The sequence below is a fragment of the Kribbella sp. NPDC050820 genome, from assembly GCF_040653975.1.
In the GTDB taxonomy this organism is placed as follows: Bacteria; Actinomycetota; Actinomycetes; order Propionibacteriales; family Kribbellaceae; genus Kribbella.
The window spans coordinates 1-16,378 of sequence record NZ_JBFAHB010000054.1 but is presented as its reverse complement, the minus strand read 5'-3'; the positions used below and the strand labels follow the sequence as shown (position 1 = coordinate 16,378).

Genomic DNA, 16,378 nt, shown 5'->3' with positions numbered 1-16,378 from the left:
CACCTCCGGCCCCCAGCCTGCAAAAGTCGCTCGATGAGGGCAACCCGGTCCGTCGGTGCGGCCAGGGTTGGGCGTCGTCCCGGCCGAACCGGACTCGCGCCTACCGTGAGTGCGTGCCTATCCGTCTGCATTGGTTCGTCCCGTCTCACGGAGACGGGCGAGCGGCAGGGCGCCCTGTGCCTGGGCGCCGTCCGGCGGCCGCCGACCGGCGGCGCGATCCGGACTTCGATTACCTCGTGGAGGTGGCACGTGCCGCCGATCGGCTCGGGTTCGACGGTGCACTCGTTCCGTTCGGTCTGTTCTGCGAGGATCCGTGGCTGGTTGCCGCCGCGCTCAGCCAGGAGACGCGCAGGCTGAGGCTGATGGTGGCGTTCCGTACCGGGCTGATGAGTCCGACGCTGCTCGCGCAGATGGCCGCGACCCTGCAACGGATGTCGAACGGGCGGCTTTTGCTGAACGTTGTCGCCGGCGGCGATCTGGAGGAGCAGCGGCGGTATGGCGACCACCTCGAGCACGACGAGCGGTACGACCGGGCCGATGAGGCGTTGCAGGTAATGACCGGAGCGTGGACCGGCAAGGTGGACGTCCACGGCCGGTACGTGAACGTCGAGGGTGCCACCGTCGTACGCCGTCCGGATCCGCTGCCGCGGATCTACGTCGGCGGCTCGTCGCCGGCTGCGCACCGGCTGGCCCGCAGGTATGCCGATGTTCTGCTGTCGTGGGCCGAGCGTCCGAGCGACCACCGGGCCATTGTCGACGGGTTCGACACAGCCGAGCGCGACATCTCTTTCGGTACCCGGTTCCATGTCATCACCCGGGATCGATCCGCGGACGCCTGGGCGGAGACCGAGCGCTTCCTCGCAGCTGTCGATCCGGCGCTGATCGAGCGGACCCAACAGCGACTGGCGCAGAGCGACTCGCACGGTCAGCAACGCAACCTTGCCCTGCACAACGGTGATCTGCGCAACTTGGAGATCCACCCGGGAGTCTGGGCCGGACAAGGCCTGACCAGGCAAGGGTCGGGCCTGACGCTTGTCGGCTCGCACACCGAGGTCGCCGACCGGATAGAGGAGTACCACGACTGCGGCGTGACGGAGTTCATCCTCTCCGGACAGCCGCACCTCGAGGAAGCCTACTGGTTCGCGGAGGGCGTGCTGCCCATCCTCCGGGCGCGTGGTCTGCTCCCGGCCGAACCCGCCGGTGTAGGGACCGAGGGTGGTGGCGGATGACCGCGGCGCGGCGATCGATGTCGTACGACGCGCTGGCCGAGCCACGAACGTACCAGACCGGCCCGCCGTACGAGCTCTTCCGGACACTGCGGCGGGAAGCCCCGGTCGCGTGGATCGAGGAACCGGCGGTCCTGCGCCGATCGGGTGATGTGGTCCGATCGTCACGAGGCCCCGGCTTCTGGGCCGTGACGTCGCACGCGCTCGTGGACGAGGTGTCGCGCCGGCCGGAGCTGTTCTCGTCGGCTGTCCGAGGCCCGTTCCTTCCCGAACCGCAGTCCCGCGGCGACCTTGAACGGATGCGCCGGATGCTGGTCGGCATGGACGCCCCGGAGCACCGTGCGTACCGCGAGCGAGTAACCCAGGTCCTCGACCGGCGGGCCGTTCGCGCGATGCAGGAGTCGATCGAGCGGCACGCGCAGGCGGTAGTACAGCGGGCCGTACGGGCCGGGGCCTTCGAGGCGATCGCCGACGTGGCCGCGGAGCTCCCGCTGCTGGTACTTGCCGACTTTCTCGGCGTGCCACGGCAGGACCGCGGGCTGTTCATGGAATGGAGCAACGCACTCGTTGGCTTCGACGATCCGGCCTTCGGCGGCGGCGACATTCGGGTGTTCAAGCAGGCGATCGCAGACGCGTTCGGCTACGCGGCCGCTATCCGGGCTGACCGGCTCGATCGGCCGGGGGACGACCTGGTGAGCAGGCTGGTCTGTTCGGAGGCCGATGGGCGGCGCCTCACCGAGCTCGAGTTCTGCCATTTGTGGCTCCTGCTCATCGTCGCCGGGAACGAGACGACGCGGCATCTGCTCTCGGCCGGGCTGGAGCTGGTGACAGCTGCTCCGGAGCTGGCCAGTGGGCTAGCTGCGGACGAGGAGTTGCTGCCGACGTTCGTCGACGAGCTGCTCCGCTGGTCGACGCCGATCATGCAGTTCCGCAGGACCGCGACCTGCGACACGGTCCTCGGCTCGCAGCCGATCGCCGCCGGTGACAAGGTAGTGCTGTACTACGTCTCCGCGAACCGCGACGAGAGTGCGTTCGCCGAGCCCGACAGATTCGATCCGCGACGGTCTCCGAATCCGCACCTCGCATTTGGCGTTGGGCCACACTTCTGTCTCGGCTGGCGTGTTGCGCGGGCCGAAGCCGTCGCACTCTTCGGCGCGTTCCGGCCGTGGTTGACACGGCTCGGTCGCAGTGCCGATCCGGTGCGCCTGGAGTCCAACTTCATGAACGGAATCCGTGAGCTTCAGATGGTCGTCCGCGAGCAATAGTGGTGCGGCCGCGATCGGTCGAGCATCCGCGAATCCGTAAGTATAGCGAGCGATTGAGCCGCTGTCGGCGCCCCGCCAGGAATTTGCAACAACCTGCAATTCGCTGGGCGGGTGACTCCGGACGGTGTTCAACTGTGTGATATCTGCGGTTGAACAGTGACTGCATATTCTCCTGTGTGGGTCCAAAGACAGGCATTTCCGCTCAGTTGTAGGGGGATGGATGGTTGAATCTGGACAGGAGTATCCCGAATCGCCGGCTGCCGGCCATGGGGTACCGAATCTGACCACCGCCCGCCTGCTGCCTGGCGAGCTCGAGCTGGCCGAGATCACCGCGTCCGACTCACCCCGGTTGCGCGGGATCGATCCCGATCATGTGCGGCTGCTCGCGGAGTTCGGCGGTGAACTGCCACCTATCGTCGTTCACGCCGAGACCCATCGGGTGATCGACGGCGAACACCGGGTCGAGGCTGCTCGCCGGCGGGGCGACACAACGATCGCTGTGCTCTGGTTCCACGGCGACGAGCAAGTCGCATTCGTCCTCGCGGTCGAGGCCAACAACAGCCACGGCCTGCCGTTGTCGCTCGCTGATCGCCGTGCGGCGGCCGTCCGGATCTTCACCGCGTTTCCGCAGTGGTCCGATCGCCGGTTGGCCGCGGTCTGCGGGTTGTCGGCGTCGACCGTCGCGCACCTGCGTCGCAGGCTCCAGGTAGCAGACGGGCCAGAGCCACGGATCGGCCGCGACGGCAGGGTACGGCCGACCGACGGCGGCGCGCGACGGCTGAAGGCCAGCGAGATCTTCAGGTCCAACCCCGACGCCACGCTGCGGCAGGTGGCGGCCGCGGCGGGGATCTCGGTCGGCACGGCCAGGGACGTGAAGGAGCGGTTGCGGCGAGGTGCGCACCCGGTTCCGCGGGCCGTCCGCGGCGCGGTGTCCGGCGACGCGGACCTGGCGCCGGACCTGATGCCCGACCACGATGCGCCGGAGGACCCGGTGCAGGTCTTCATCGACGGATGCGAACGGGGGCGACTGCTGGAGACGCTGTGCAACGACCCGTCGGTGCGTTTCACCGAGTCGGGGCGCCACCTGCTCCGCTGGCTGCGCGGCCGAGCCTCGGGTGTGGACGGCTGGCTACAGGCCTTGTCGGGCTTGGAGCCGCACTGCGACTTCGTGCTCGCCAAGCTCGCGAGAACGGTCTCCAACGAATGGGCCTTGCTCGCAACGGTTGTCGAGGAGCGGGCCCGGAATCGTGCCGACGAGCCATCCGACGAGAGGCCTCACAGTGACAGTCGATCCCCAGTTGCCGGCCCACGTGCTGATCACGGGAGTCAGTCGCGGTATCGGACGAGCGGTCGCGCTTGACCTGGCTCGTCGTGGCGCCGCCGTCAGCGGCTGCTACGCCCGCGACGATGCCGCGGCTCGTCGACTCACCGACGAGCTCGGGACTCTCGGCGCACGATCCTTGCTGGTGAGCTGCGACGTCGCGCAACTGTCCCGCACCGACGAGTTCGTGGCGCGGGCGGAGGAAACGCTCGGCCCGATCGGAGGCGTGGTGAACAACGCGGGAATCACCCGGGACGGACTCGCGGTCACGATGCCGCCGGAGCACTGGTCGGAGGTGATCGAGACGAACCTGACAGGTACGTGGAACGTCTGTCGGTCGACGACGTACCGGATGCTCAAGCGACGCAGTGGTGCAGTCGTGAACGTCTCGTCGGCCGCCGGCGTGCAGGGTAACCGTGGGCAGACGAACTACTCGGCCTCCAAGGCCGGGATCATCGGACTGACGAAAGCGCTGGCCAAGGAGGTGGCGCCGTTCGGAGTACGGGTGAACGCGGTCGCACCGGGATTCATCGAGACCGACATGACCGCCGGGTTGTCGCACCGGCAGCGCGAGCAGGCCTTGGCGGCGATCCCTCTTGCGCGGTTCGGCGCAGTCGGAGACGTCAGCGCATTGATCACCTTCCTGCTGTCGTCGAGCTCGGGCTACATCACCGCACAGGTGATCCAAGTCGACGGAGGAATCGTCCTGTGACGGCCGCCGCGACCCGCCCTTGGCTCGGACACGCCTCGCCGCTCGCGACCGTCCGGGTGACCCAGCACGCGGCTGCCGATGGCAACGTCGTGGGTCTAGTCAACGTCCCCAGCGACGGTCTGTACCAGCGCAGCCACTTCCCGGGATTCGCGGTCTTTCCCGGTGTCTTTGTGGCCGAGCTTTGCGGCCGGCTGGCGCTCGAGCTCGTCGACCAGACCCCCGTGCCCTGGGCTGTGACGAAGATTTGCGCGCTGCGTCTGGTGGCGCCGGTATACCCGGGCGACCGCCTGGAGATCAGTGCGCAGCGGAATCTGTCCGAGCTGATCGCTCCTGGGTGCCGTGCGGTCAGCGTCCGGTCAAGGGTCACTCGCGCCGGTCGAGTTGTTGCCACCGCGCGCCTTACGATCGAGCCACAGCGATGAAACCCTCCCGCGTGACGCCACTCGAGGAACTCCCGTGCTGGCTTCCGCACGGGCCGGACATGTTGCTCGTCGACCGGGTGGAGTCGCTGGCCGCCGGACAGAGCCTCGTTGCCGTCCACACCGTTCGGGCCGGCGAACCCTGCTTCGCCACGGGTGCGGCGTACCCGCCCGCTCTGGTGCTGGAATCGATGGGGCAGGCGGCGGTGCTGTTGTGGATGGCCAGCACAACGCTTGGAGTCGACCTGATCCCGATGCTGGCCGTCGTCCGGGGCTTCCGGATGTTCCGGCAGGTTTGGACCGGCGACGCCTTGCGGCACCGGGTCACCCTGCACCATCGCGGACCGGCGTCAGCGATGGTTAGCGCTACCAGCGAGGTCCGAGGCACGGTCGTGGCTCAAGTCGACTCGCTGCTCGCGGTCGGCCGTACCCCGGCCGAGCTACCGACCCCCGCCTGCGACCTGAGAGGCGCGACAACGACAGAGGAGAACCGACCATGACCGAGGTGTCGACCACCCACTACGAAGAACTCCGTGAACTGGTTGCCGACGTGCTCGAGCTCGAACCCGAGGAGCTGACCGGCAACGGCAACTTCGTCGAGGAGTACGAGGCCGACTCGCTGCGGGCGATCGAGATGCTCGCCCGGATCGAGAAGAAGTACCACATTGAGATCCCGCAGTCCGAGCTGGAGAAAATGGAGAACCTGGACGCCGTCTACACCGTCACGGCCGGCCATGCGGGCTGGTCCGAGTAGCGGGTGGACCGGCTCATGCGGCGGGTCGTGATCACCGGAGTCGGGCCGGTGTCCAACATCGGCATCGGCGTACCGGCCTTCACCGAAGGCCTGCGCTGTGGTCGCTCAGGAATCTCGGCCATCACAGGCTTCGACGCGTCGGGCTTTCCCCGTCGCCTGGCCGGAGAGGTGAAGGACTTCGACGGCGTTGGCCTGGTTCGCGCTCTCGACCTGAGGCAGTGGGGGCGTTCCAGTCTGCTCGCCACGGCCGCGGCCCGGCTCGCGGTCGAGGACGGCGGAGCCGACGGGGAGATGCTCGTTGCACAGGGTTGCGGTGTCGTGATCGGGACGACCAGCGGCGAGTCGCAGATCGTCGACCAGTTCGGCGAGTGCGTCGCGCGGGAAGGTCATCACCGGATGGGGGCACCCGCGGCCCGGAAGCTGCCGGCCGCGCGGCTGAGTGCAGCGGTGAGTGAGGAGTTCGGCCTGTGCGGTGAGTCGGTGACGATCGCGACCGCGTGCGCGGCCGGCAACTATGCCCTGGGGCACGCCTTCGATGCGATCGCCGCTGGCCGGGCCGACTTCATGCTGGCCGGCGGCGCGGACTCGGTCTGTCGCTGGGCGCACGCCGGCTTCGTCAGGCTGGGAGCCGTGGCCGAGACCGTGTGCGCGCCGTTCGACCGGGACCGAACCGGCATCCTGACCGCCGAGGGCGGCGCGATGCTGCTACTCGAGTCCGCCGAAAGCGCCGAGGCGCGTGGTGCGCGGGTGTACGCCGAGATTCTCGGCTACGGCCTCAATTGCGACGCTGCCCACATGGTGGCGCCGAACGCGGCCAGCATCGCCGCTTGTATGCGTCTGGCCCACCGGCGGGCCGGTATCACGCCCGACGAGATCGAATATGTCTGCACTCATGGCACCGGTACGCCGGCCAACGACCGGACCGAGGTAGCCGCGTTGCGCGAAGTGTTCGGCGCGCAGGTCCCACCGATCAGCTCGATCAAGTCGATGCTCGGGCACACGATGGGCGCGGCGAGCGCGTTCGGTGCGATCGCCTGCGCGCTCGCGATCTCGGCGGGATTCCTGCCACCGACGATCAACTGGCGGACTGCCGATCCCGAGCTCACCGATATCGACCCCGTACCGAACTATGCCCGGCCGCAGCGGGTCCGGATGGCCCAGAACGACAGCTTCGCCTTTGGCGGCAACAACGCCATCGTGATCCTGGCGGAGGCACTGTGACCGCCCTTGAGGTCCTCGGCGTCGGAACGGTGGGAGACATCGGCGCAGGTAAGGAACCGGTCCGCAGTATCTCGGCCGCTGAGCTGGCCGCCCGCTGGGAGGATGCGCCGTTCCCACCAGGTACGGCGTACTCAGCAGTCGATCTCGACGTCAGGCGACAGCTAGGCCGAAAGGGTACCGGCTTCTTCGACCGCCGGACCGCGCTGACGGTGCTGGCTGCTCGCACCGCGTTCGGAGCCGCGGGTATCGACCTCGACAGCATCGACCGATCCCGGGCCGGCGTAATTCTCGGTACCACCGCCGGAAGCATTCAGTCTTCGGTCGAGTACTCCGTAGCGACCTTCACTCAGCACCCACCGCACCTCGTCAATCCGGGTCTGTTCCCGAACACGGTGATGAACGGAGCGGCCGGTCAGGCGGCGATCTGGTTCGGCCTGACCGGAGTCAACGCCACCGTCGCCGGCGGGCCGATGGCGTTTCTCTCCGTGTTGCACTACGCGACGAGTCTGTTCGAGACCGATCAGGCTGACCTGCTGGTGGCAGGTGTCATCGACGAGCTGACCCCCGTCAGTGCCTGGGTCTCGTATCGGAGCGAAGCGAGCGGAGACATCGACGAGGGCGGCGCGTTGTTCGTTCTCCGTGCGGCACGCGAGGATCGCGCGAGTAGGCCGTGGGTGAGTGGCGTCGCGATCGGGTTCGCACCGTCGAGCGCGTCGCGGATTGACGCGCTCGGTCGGTGTGCGCTGCGCGCCCTCTCCGACGCCGGGGCCTCCATCACCGAGGTCGGTTCAGTCGTCGGGCTCACCGCAGAGCAGCGTGCGGAGGCGGCTGCGACTTCTACCTGGTCGTGGCTGGTCGATCCCGGACTGGCAGAACCCGACGTAAATCTTGCTGACAGCAACCAGTTGGCCCGCCCGGCGCGGCAGCTGATCGCGCTGAGCGAGCTACTGAGTTCGCCTGCGGCCGGGGCGGTCGTCCGTCCGTTCGGGTTGCTGTTCGCGTCCAGCGTCGAGGGCGCGGTCGGTTGCGCGGTCCTGCGAGGCGCAACATGGCACTCCTAGCCGGCATCGAGGTTCGGACCTGCCTCGGCGACGGCGAGGCTACCTTCGCCCGCATGATGACAGGTGCGAGCGGGGCCCGACCGCTGCTTGACGTCGATCCGGCGCTGGTGAACGTTTCCCACGGCTACCAGTCCGACGTCGCCTTGCCGAGGTCGGCGACCCAGCCGCTCCTGGAGTGCCTCGCGGCAGTCGCCGGCCACTGCGCTGGGCCGGTCCCGGTGGTCGTCGGTACCGGGCTCCGCGAGATCCGACCGCTCGAACGCTGGGCGCTGGAAGCCGGCGAGATGAATACAGAGTGTCTCGACTTCGGGCGGGCGGTCTCCGCGCAGCTGCCGGGGTTGTGGCCGGTGACAACCATCTCCAACGCCTGCAGCGCGTCTGGGCACGCACTCGCCATCGCGCAGGACATGGTCGACAGTGGTGAGGCTGAGGCGGTTGCCGCGGCCGGCACGGATGTCGTCGCCGCCTCGATGCTGGCGATGATCGGGCGGGTCAGCTCGGACCGGACCACCAGGATTCGTCCGTTCGACATCGACCGTACCGGTGTCCTACTCGGCGAGGGAGCAGCCGCCGCTCTGGTGGTCGCGGACGGTTGGACGGGCCCGGTCGCGGGCCGGATCCTCGCCACCGGACTGAGCTGCGACGCCTTCCACGAGACAGCACCGTCCAGGGACGGGATCGTACGGGCGATCCGCGACGCGCACCGCCGGGCCGGCTGCCGCCCCGCGGATATCGACTTGGTCGTCGCGCACGGGACCGGGACCGCATTGAACGACCCGACCGAGCTGGCCGCGATCCGTGAGGTGTTCGGTTCGACGCTGGGTCCACTCGTGACCGCAGGAAAGGGCGCCATCGGCCACACGTCCGGAGCTGCCGCTCTGGTGAATCTGGACCTGGCCGTACGGGCGTTCGCCGGTGAGGTTCCGCCGATCACGGGACTCGACCGTCCGGTCCTGGAGGCGGCCGGCGTTCGGCTGGTGGTCGGCTCACCGGTCCGTGGCACAGCTGTCGACGTTGTGCAGGTGAACGCGTTCGGGTTCGGCGGCGTGAACGCCGTGACACTGTTGGCGAGGCCTGGCCGATGATCGCGCTGACCGGATGGAGTATGCACGTTCCAGGTCTCGGGTCAGACACCGATCTGCTCGGATGGGTGCCCCCGACGTCCTGCTCACCGGCGAATGCACGCGAGCTGCTCGGACGCAAAGGGCTGCTGGGAAAGGAGCCCGCGACGCTCCTCGCCCTCTGTGCGGTGCATCGAGCCCTCGGACTGCCGCCGGGCAGTGGACCTCGCGGACGCGACCAGTCGTTGGACACCGGTACGGCCGTCGTCGTGAGCTCGAACTGCGGCAACCTGGCCACGGTGTGCGCCGTGACCAGGGCCGCCTACGGCGGTCGCCTGCGTGACGTGAGTCCGCTCGACGCACCGAACCTGTCGAGCAATGTCATCGCCGGAAGCGTGGCGATTCGGTTCGGGTTCGCCGGCCCCAACCTAACGGTGTGCTCAGGCGAGACGTCCGGTTCCGACGCGTTGGCAATTGCCGCCCGGCTCATCCGCACCGGCCGGTGCCGGCGCACCGTCGTGGTCGGAGTAGAACCACGCGACGACATCACGGACGCGCTGCTGAAGCCTACGCGGCAGCTCTTCGGTGGCGCTGCCTCTGTCGTTCTGGAAGCAGCGAACGGGGGGATCAGCATGGGACCGGTCACGGCTTGCAGGAGTCCGCAGATCGGAGCGGCGGACGCTGTACTCGCGGCACCGGACGCACCAGTTCGAGGAGGTGTGCTGGTCATCGACGAACACCTTGGCGCGACCTACGGAGCACGTGGCGTCGTACTGGGCGCGGTCGCCGGCCAGGCCGTTGACGCGGGCCGGGCGGATTCGGTTCAGGTGATCGACGGCGGAGCTGCCTACGGGTACCGCTCGTTCACCGTGCGAGCCGGGGCGGGCAGATGATTGCGAGCCTGCCGGTGCTGCATCGACTGAGTCCCCCTGCGGCACGAACGGCGCTCGTACTGCATGGTCTCGAGGACGTGCATACGAGCTGGTATCCGGTCGCGCGCGCATTGGGCCGAGGCTGGTCCTGTGTCAGCGCCGAGCTGCCCTGGTGTGCCGGGAACGACTATGGCTGGCGGTGGGACGCGTCGCCGGGAGGCTGGATCGCCCGGGTACTCGCGCGACTCGACCAGTCGCCCGATCTCGTGGTCGCACACTCCTTCGCCGCGAACGCGGTGCTCGAACTGATGGCAGGCGATCGGGAGCCCCAGATCCAGGCCGCCTTGCTGCTGTCGCCCTTCTTCCATCGCCAGACCCAGCGGGCCACCTGGCAGACCTGGGATTCCGCCCGTGCCGCCTTCGAGCGACAGATCCGCGACGGGATCGCTGTACGCTTGAGGGCCGGTATCCGGGCCGACGATCTGGAACTCGTCGTGAGCAGAACCTTGGACCGGGTCGGTGCCGACGGATTCGTCGCGGTCTTCGACGAGTACCTCCGCAGCGCCAGACTCGACCTGCGCCTCGTCGTGGCCCCGGTCGCCGTCGTGGTCGGCGCCGAGGAGCGGGCACGCGCCGGCGAGTGTGCGGCGCTGGCAGCAGCGCTGCCCAATGCGCGCCTGGTCGTCGAGCCGGACCAGGACCATTACCTTCATCTGGCCGATCCCGGACGGGTCGCAGTGCTCTGCCACGAAATCAGCGCGTGGAAAGGAGTTTCTGCATGTTCGTGACCGAGCGGCAGTCGGCCGCCACCTTCCGCCCTCGCTACGGCAGTGCGAACATCGGCACCTGGATTGGCTTCAAGCAGTTCATGTCGATCGCCGAGGAAGCCGTACTGGAGTGGTTCCGGGATCGCGGCCGGGGACCACAACGGCTGTACGAAGCATATGGTCTAGCGCTCAGCGTGTGGGACAGCTCCGTTGTCCTGCCGTCCGTACTGACAGTCGACGACACGGTCCATGCTGAGGTCGAAGCCCGAGGCGCAGGGGAGTTCCGGGTACGCATGAGCGCGCCACACAAGTCCGGACCGGAACTGGTACTGAAGGGTCGGCTGCGCGTATGCCTTGTCGACGAGACCGGAACCGGGCAGGCTCCGCCGGCCGATGTCGCCGCGGTCGTTGATGTCGTTCCGCACCGGGAGCCGCTCGCCGGCGTCGCGGATGACGGCGCGTTCCGGCACGACTGGATCGCACGGTACTTCCATTGCCAGTTCTCCAGCCGAGTCCAGCATTCGGCGTACGTCGGCGCGCTCGAGGAGCTAGTCGACCGCTACTTGGCCAGTGTCGGTCTGGCGATCCCCGATGTCCTCGAGGCGCGGGGATGGATCCCGGTCGTATCTCGGGTGCGGGTGACGCTCGGCGGTCAGGCCCGGATGGGAGACATGATCGAATCCCGGTTCGCAGTCACCGACATCTGGAAGGACAAGGCCTATGCGGCCCGGATGACGAGCCGGGTCGGCGACACGTTGGTGGCCGAGGCCTCCATCGCGCACGGGTACGCAATCAGCCACGGCCCCAGCACCGGCCGGTTGGCCACGCTCGACCAGGCACTCATTGACCGGCTGACGGGAGCGGCGCGATGAGCCGGCCCGGACCGCGGATGCACTTCTCGCTCCGCAGTCCGTACAGCTGGATGGCCTCGATCATGCTGCGCCGCCGGGTCCCGGACGCGTTCTCGCGCCTGGAACTGATCCCGTACTGGGATCCCGACCAGCGGACCCGGTCGCTTCTCGAGGCCCGCGACGCCGAGTTCCACTACGCCGAGATGAGCAAGGCCAAGCATCTGTACATATTGCACGACACCCGGGCGCAGGCCCGGAAGCTAGGGCTCACCATCCGCTGGCCGGTCGACATCGATCCTTGGTGGGAACTGCCGCATCTGGCCTGGTTGCTGTACCGGCGGCAGGGGCGGGCTGAGCAGTTCTTCGATGCCCTCATGGCCGCTCGCTGGGAGCGCGGCGAGAACATCTGCGAACGGCCGGTCATCGAGGACGTCTGTGCCCGGCTCGGCTGGAACGCGGCGGAGGCCGTCGCGGCGCCGGACTCGGACGATCTTCGCCACGAGGCCGTCGAGTCCCTCGTACGGGCCTACCACGACGACATCTTCGGGATTCCCTACTTCCGCGTCGGCCATCACCGCTTCTGGGGTCTCGACCGTGTCGACGACTTCATCGACGTGTGGCTGGCCACGGGTGCACCCGCCGATCCGGTGCCGTCTCAGGTGCAGAGCTACGACGCCGACACAGTGGGAGGCTGTGGGTGACGCCGGGAGCCAAACCCGTATTGGGACCCAGTACGCCGGTGCTCATCGACGGTGTCCGGACACCGTTCGGGCGGCGCGGCGGAGCGCTGTCGGCCTGGAAACCGGTCGGGTTGCTCCGGCACGTCATCGAGGCATTGTTGACACGGACCGGGATCTCACCGTCGATGGTTGACCAGATCGTCGGCGGCTGCGTCACGCAGGTGGGCGACCAGGGACTGAACGTGACCAGGAACGCTTGGCTGGCCACCGGTCACGACCCTTCGCCTGGGTGTACGACCATCGACGCAAGTTGCGGCTCGGGGCAACAAGCCGCACACCTTGCGGCAGCTCTGATCGCCGCCGGTGCCGCGCAGGTGACAATCGCCTGCGGTGTGGAGTCGATGAGCCGGGCACCGGCCGGTAGCAATGTGCCGGCCGGAATAGCTTCGCTGAAACTCGACGACCATCCCTGGGACGATCCGCGTGGTGTGCAATTCGGTGGCGCTGAGCGGGTGGCGGACCTGGCGCAGCTCGGCCGGCGGGAGCTCGACTGCTACGGAGTGCTCTCCCAGACACGCGCCGCGGTGGCAACCGAGCAGGGGCGCTTCCGTGCGGAGATGGTGCCGGTTGCCGGTCTGACCGTCGACGAAGGCTTGCGCCCTGCGGCTCTCGACCTACTGAGCCGACTACCACCAGTGCTGCGAGGTGGACGTCATACGGCGGCTACCAGTTCCCAGGTCTCCGACGGTGCGTCGGCAATGTTGTGGACGTCGTACCGGATGGCGCAACTGCTGCGTTTGCAACCGCTGGCGTGGCTTCGGGCGCAGGTGCTGCGCGGTTCGCCGCCCGCGGAGTTGCTGACCGGACCGTTGGTCGCCACTGCGCCGTGCCTGCGGAAAGCCGGGGTGCGCATCGAGGATCTGGATATCGTCGAGATCAACGAGGCGTTCGCCAGTGTGCCGCTGGCCTGGTGCCGTGAATATGGGCGCAGCCCGGAAGAGATCAACGTCGACGGCGGCGCGATTGCACTTGGGCATCCGCTCGGTGCTACCGGCGGCCGCCTACTCATGCACGCAGCGAGGCAACTCCACCGGACTGACGGCGAACTGGCACTGGTCAGCGTGTGCTGTGGCGGAGCCATGGGGGCCGCGACCGTGCTGCAGAGGCTGTGACCGTATGTCTGCCATTGCGCGAGCGGGGATCGTCGCCCCGGCCGGCACCCGGACGCCAGGTCGGGAGAGGCCGCAGCATGAATTCGCGAACGGCAGCGCAGTGGTGCCTTGCACGGTGCTGGTCGGCAGTCCCCGTCGGCAGTCCCGGACGCAAGCTGTGACCGAGCAGCTGGCTCAGCGGACCTGCCGGGAGCTCAGTGCGACAGGGCTCGACATCGAGCCGGCACGGTTGGTAGACGTGCGCGAGCTCAGTCCGATCGCGCTCGACGGGCAGCAGGACGAGGTACAGGCTGCCATTGCGGAGCTGACCCGGCCGGGACTGCTGTTCATCGGATCGCCCACGTATCTCGAGTCGTTCAGCGGCATGCTGAAGCTCCTGCTGGATCTGGTACCGAGGGACGGTCTGGGTCGGACTGTCGCCGTACCAGTGATGACTGCCGCCGACCCGCGGCATCGGATGGCCGTGGACCGTTCTCTGGCGCCGCTCCTCGTTGCCATGGGCGCGACCGTTCCGGCTCCGGGGCTGTCGGTGCTGGTGGACGACATGCCGCAACTCGACGGGCTCCTCGATACCTGGGTTGAGGCCGCGTGTTCGAAGCTGGCCGCTGCGTTGCGGCAGACCTGCTGACCTACCGCGGAGAGCGGCGCCGCCTCGGCTGCTTCGGCAACGTACCGATGACTCGGGACGCTCGATGATGCTCGATCGCGGCCGCGTCCAGGTCGATCCACTCGGCGAGCACTTCGTCGGTGTGTTCGTCGAAGCAGGGCGCTGGCCGACGGCTGGTGAGGCGGTGCGGCCCGACGGTCCCGGGCAGGGTCAGATACGCACGGTGACCTGCGACAGGATGCGCGAAGTACTCCGCGCGACCCGTTCTGAGCAGCTCACCTGTTTCCCAGCGAGAGGTGATGGAGGTGACGGGCCCGGCGCGGCCGGGCGCGGACGCGTTTAGCCGCAGAGGCTCGCGTCCATCGCGGCTCCGGTACACCAGACCTTCACCGAGCTGGAGCCACAGCGTCTCGTGCTGAGCCAGGTCGATCCAGTCGCCGTAACCGTCGCTGGCACGCCCGAGCCACCCGAAGAGAACTGCCGCGGCACCGTGGATTCCTGCAACCGCGTCGGGAAAGTAGGTCTTGCTGATGCCCGCGCCCGCCTCAGGTCTTCCGTACCGCGCGGCGAATCCGCCGAGCGCTTCGATCGTGCTGCCGTAGCCGGGCATGGACGCCGCGGGACCGGTCTGGCCGAGGGCCGGCATCACGAGGACCACAAGACCACGCTCGACCAGCCGCTCGACGGCCGGCCTGAGACCGCGCTTGTCGAGGACATCGGCGGACACGTTGATCACGAGCGCGTCCGCCCGCGCGGCGAGCTGCTCGAACAGCGCGGCTCCGGCCGGCTCGTCGAGATCGAGTGAGATAGCGCGCTTGTTGCGGTTCACGCTGTTGAACTGCGCGGACGCGTCCCAGGTGCAGGTGTCCGGATCGGTCCCCGCCGGGACCGTGATGCCGAGATCACCGAGCCGGCGTCGACTTCGCCAGCCGTCGGGGCGACGTCCGGTCTCGACCCGTACGACGTCCGCGCCCAGTGCGCCGAGGATGCTGCCGGTCAGTGGCCCGGCCCAAGCCAGCGTGAGCTCGAGGACGCGGTGCCCCGCCAGCGGCAGCGTCGGTGCAGGCGCGTTGGTACGCCTCGATCGGGCCGGCTGCGTCGCGAACCAGCGGTCGTCCTCTCCGGCGCTCCGTAGACTCGTCGCCTGCGCTCCCACCGTACGGCGGGAGCGCCATGGGCGTGCTGCGGTCCGGGCTCCGTCACCGCCGATCACCGGCCGAATGAAGCGGCGGGCCTCCAGGTGCGGATCCATCAGCGCGTCCGAACAAGTCATGACTGTCCCAAGCGCCCAACCGGCATCCAGCGCGCTAGCAAAGATCTCGTGCTTGGTTCGCGCCCGGTACCAGTCTCTGATCTCCTCACGGAGCCGCTCGCGGTTCGACCATCGGTTGGCCCAGACGAACCGTTCGTCGTACGCCAGATCTTCCCGTCCGTACACACTGCACTGCCGGGTCCAGTCGACTGGACGGACCGTTCCGGGCACGACGAATCCGTCGGCGCAAGCGAAGATCCCAGAGGGAAAGGTTGACGCGAGATGCCCGGCGTTCGCGGCCGACTCGGCGGCGGATCGGATCGGTGCCGTCGCGGTGTACAGGTCGGCAGCAGCCTGGGCCTCGAACGCGAGCGGCAGTACGTCATGCCACGGCAGCCGGACCGTTCTGTGCCCTCCGAGCAGCGCCGCCGCAGCGAGCACTGCCGCATATGCGCCCGCCAGGTACTGACTCTGCCACCCGGGGAAGCGGAGCGGAGTTCCGTCCTCGGCGGTACTCGCGGCCAGCAGCCCGGACGCCGCCTGCACCAGCGCCTCGTCGTCAGGGTGCGGGGGAGGGGTGATGTGCAGCCAGAGAGGTTGATCTGTCTGCGAATCACGTGGCGGCCCGTCTGCCACGACCAGGTCCGCCCAGGCGAGACCATGCGCGACCGCGTCCGGTGTCCGCCGAACCAATCGTTTGCCCGTGTTGAGGTGCACGAAGACCGGGCTCGGATCGACGGTGTCGCTGACGTCGATCCGGGTCCGCCGGCTGACGTCGAGACCACCGCACTCGGCCTTGACTACGGTTGCACCGAGCATCGACATCAGCCGGCCAGCGTACGGGCCGACGATGCCTTCGCTCAACTCCAGGACGCGCAGGCCGCGCAGCGGTGCGGTCAGCACGATCAGTCCAGTACGTGCTGGGCGAGGCGCTTGCAGTGCTCATCGGACGAAGCGCCGAAGACCTTGATCCACAGGGCTCGCCGGTACCAGCGATGCAGCGGATGCTCCCAGGTCATGCCGAGGCCGCCCAGCACCTGAAAGATTGCGGTGATGAGCCCGGACACGCCGCTGCCGGCCGACGCCGAGCGGGTGCGGGCCGACGTACCGCACGACGAGAAGCTGCTGTGCGTCTTC

The 16,378-nt window shown here is 68.3% G+C and carries 18 protein-coding genes; 16 read left to right on the top strand and 2 right to left on the bottom strand.

Annotated features, from left to right (window positions below; all coding sequences use genetic code 11):
• Positions 1-113: 113 nt before the first annotated feature.
• From AB0H36_RS33945 to AB0H36_RS33870, 16 genes are all read left to right on the top strand, one after another.
• On the top strand, positions 114-1,229 hold the full coding sequence (locus AB0H36_RS33945; protein ID WP_360533154.1) for an LLM class flavin-dependent oxidoreductase: 1,116 nt from the start codon (positions 114-116) through the stop codon (positions 1,227-1,229).
• Positions 1,226-2,491 carry a cytochrome P450 gene (locus AB0H36_RS33940; RefSeq protein ID WP_360533151.1) on the top strand — a complete coding sequence of 422 codons (1,266 nt, stop codon included), beginning with the start codon at positions 1,226-1,228 and terminating at the stop codon, positions 2,489-2,491. The genes AB0H36_RS33945 and AB0H36_RS33940 overlap by 4 nt, the downstream gene beginning before the upstream one ends.
• Before the next feature lie 220 nt (positions 2,492-2,711).
• Entirely contained in the window at positions 2,712-3,851 is a 1,140-nt protein-coding gene (locus tag AB0H36_RS33935; protein WP_360533148.1) for a ParB N-terminal domain-containing protein, read from the top strand.
• Positions 3,802-4,524 (top strand): 3-oxoacyl-ACP reductase FabG, encoded by a 723-nt coding sequence (fabG, locus tag AB0H36_RS33930; RefSeq protein ID WP_360533145.1) that lies wholly within the window; start codon positions 3,802-3,804, stop codon positions 4,522-4,524. Before AB0H36_RS33935 ends, fabG begins: the two co-directional genes overlap by 50 nt.
• Positions 4,521-4,946, top strand: coding sequence for a hypothetical protein (locus tag AB0H36_RS33925; RefSeq protein ID WP_360533142.1), 426 nt, complete (start codon positions 4,521-4,523; stop codon positions 4,944-4,946). The genes fabG and AB0H36_RS33925 overlap by 4 nt, the downstream gene beginning before the upstream one ends.
• Positions 4,943-5,443, top strand: coding sequence for a hypothetical protein (locus tag AB0H36_RS33920; protein WP_360533139.1), 501 nt, complete (start codon positions 4,943-4,945; stop codon positions 5,441-5,443). The genes AB0H36_RS33925 and AB0H36_RS33920 overlap by 4 nt, the downstream gene beginning before the upstream one ends.
• Positions 5,440-5,697 (top strand): acyl carrier protein, encoded by a 258-nt coding sequence (locus AB0H36_RS33915; protein ID WP_360533136.1) that lies wholly within the window; start codon positions 5,440-5,442, stop codon positions 5,695-5,697. Before AB0H36_RS33920 ends, AB0H36_RS33915 begins: the two co-directional genes overlap by 4 nt.
• 15 nt (positions 5,698-5,712) lie before the next feature.
• Positions 5,713-6,918, top strand: a complete 1,206-nt coding sequence (locus AB0H36_RS33910) for a beta-ketoacyl-[acyl-carrier-protein] synthase family protein (protein ID WP_360533133.1) — start codon at positions 5,713-5,715, stop codon at positions 6,916-6,918.
• Complete coding sequence (locus tag AB0H36_RS33905) at positions 6,915-7,979, top strand: beta-ketoacyl synthase N-terminal-like domain-containing protein (protein WP_360533130.1); 1,065 nt, start codon at positions 6,915-6,917, stop codon at positions 7,977-7,979. The genes AB0H36_RS33910 and AB0H36_RS33905 overlap by 4 nt, the downstream gene beginning before the upstream one ends.
• Entirely contained in the window at positions 7,967-9,064 is a 1,098-nt protein-coding gene (locus AB0H36_RS33900; protein ID WP_360533127.1) for a beta-ketoacyl synthase N-terminal-like domain-containing protein, read from the top strand. Before AB0H36_RS33905 ends, AB0H36_RS33900 begins: the two co-directional genes overlap by 13 nt.
• Positions 9,061-9,933, top strand: coding sequence for a beta-ketoacyl synthase N-terminal-like domain-containing protein (locus AB0H36_RS33895; protein WP_360533124.1), 873 nt, complete (start codon positions 9,061-9,063; stop codon positions 9,931-9,933). The genes AB0H36_RS33900 and AB0H36_RS33895 overlap by 4 nt, the downstream gene beginning before the upstream one ends.
• Positions 9,930-10,700, top strand: a complete 771-nt coding sequence (locus AB0H36_RS33890; protein ID WP_360533121.1) for an alpha/beta fold hydrolase — start codon at positions 9,930-9,932, stop codon at positions 10,698-10,700. Before AB0H36_RS33895 ends, AB0H36_RS33890 begins: the two co-directional genes overlap by 4 nt.
• Complete coding sequence (locus tag AB0H36_RS33885; protein WP_360533118.1) at positions 10,691-11,551, top strand: thioesterase family protein; 861 nt, start codon at positions 10,691-10,693, stop codon at positions 11,549-11,551. Before AB0H36_RS33890 ends, AB0H36_RS33885 begins: the two co-directional genes overlap by 10 nt.
• Positions 11,548-12,231: a DsbA family protein gene (locus AB0H36_RS33880; RefSeq protein ID WP_360533115.1), complete on the top strand. Its 684-nt coding sequence runs from the start codon at positions 11,548-11,550 to the stop codon at positions 12,229-12,231. Before AB0H36_RS33885 ends, AB0H36_RS33880 begins: the two co-directional genes overlap by 4 nt.
• Positions 12,147-13,382 carry an acetyl-CoA C-acyltransferase gene (locus AB0H36_RS33875; RefSeq protein WP_360533112.1) on the top strand — a complete coding sequence of 412 codons (1,236 nt, stop codon included), beginning with the start codon at positions 12,147-12,149 and terminating at the stop codon, positions 13,380-13,382. The genes AB0H36_RS33880 and AB0H36_RS33875 overlap by 85 nt, the downstream gene beginning before the upstream one ends.
• A 4-nt stretch (positions 13,383-13,386) precedes the next feature.
• Positions 13,387-14,010, top strand: coding sequence for an NAD(P)H-dependent oxidoreductase (locus AB0H36_RS33870; protein ID WP_360533109.1), 624 nt, complete (start codon positions 13,387-13,389; stop codon positions 14,008-14,010).
• Between the two features lies 1 nt (position 14,011).
• Here the strand turns inward: AB0H36_RS33870 and AB0H36_RS33865 are convergent, their stop codons facing one another.
• Both AB0H36_RS33865 and AB0H36_RS33860 read right to left on the bottom strand, forming a co-directional pair.
• Positions 14,012-16,144, bottom strand: coding sequence for a CoA transferase (locus AB0H36_RS33865; protein ID WP_360533106.1), 2,133 nt, complete (start codon positions 16,142-16,144; stop codon positions 14,012-14,014).
• A gap of 2 nt (positions 16,145-16,146) precedes the next feature.
• The coding region (locus AB0H36_RS33860) for an acyl-CoA dehydrogenase family protein (RefSeq protein ID WP_360533103.1) at positions 16,147-16,378 on the bottom strand (232 nt) is incomplete at its 5' end.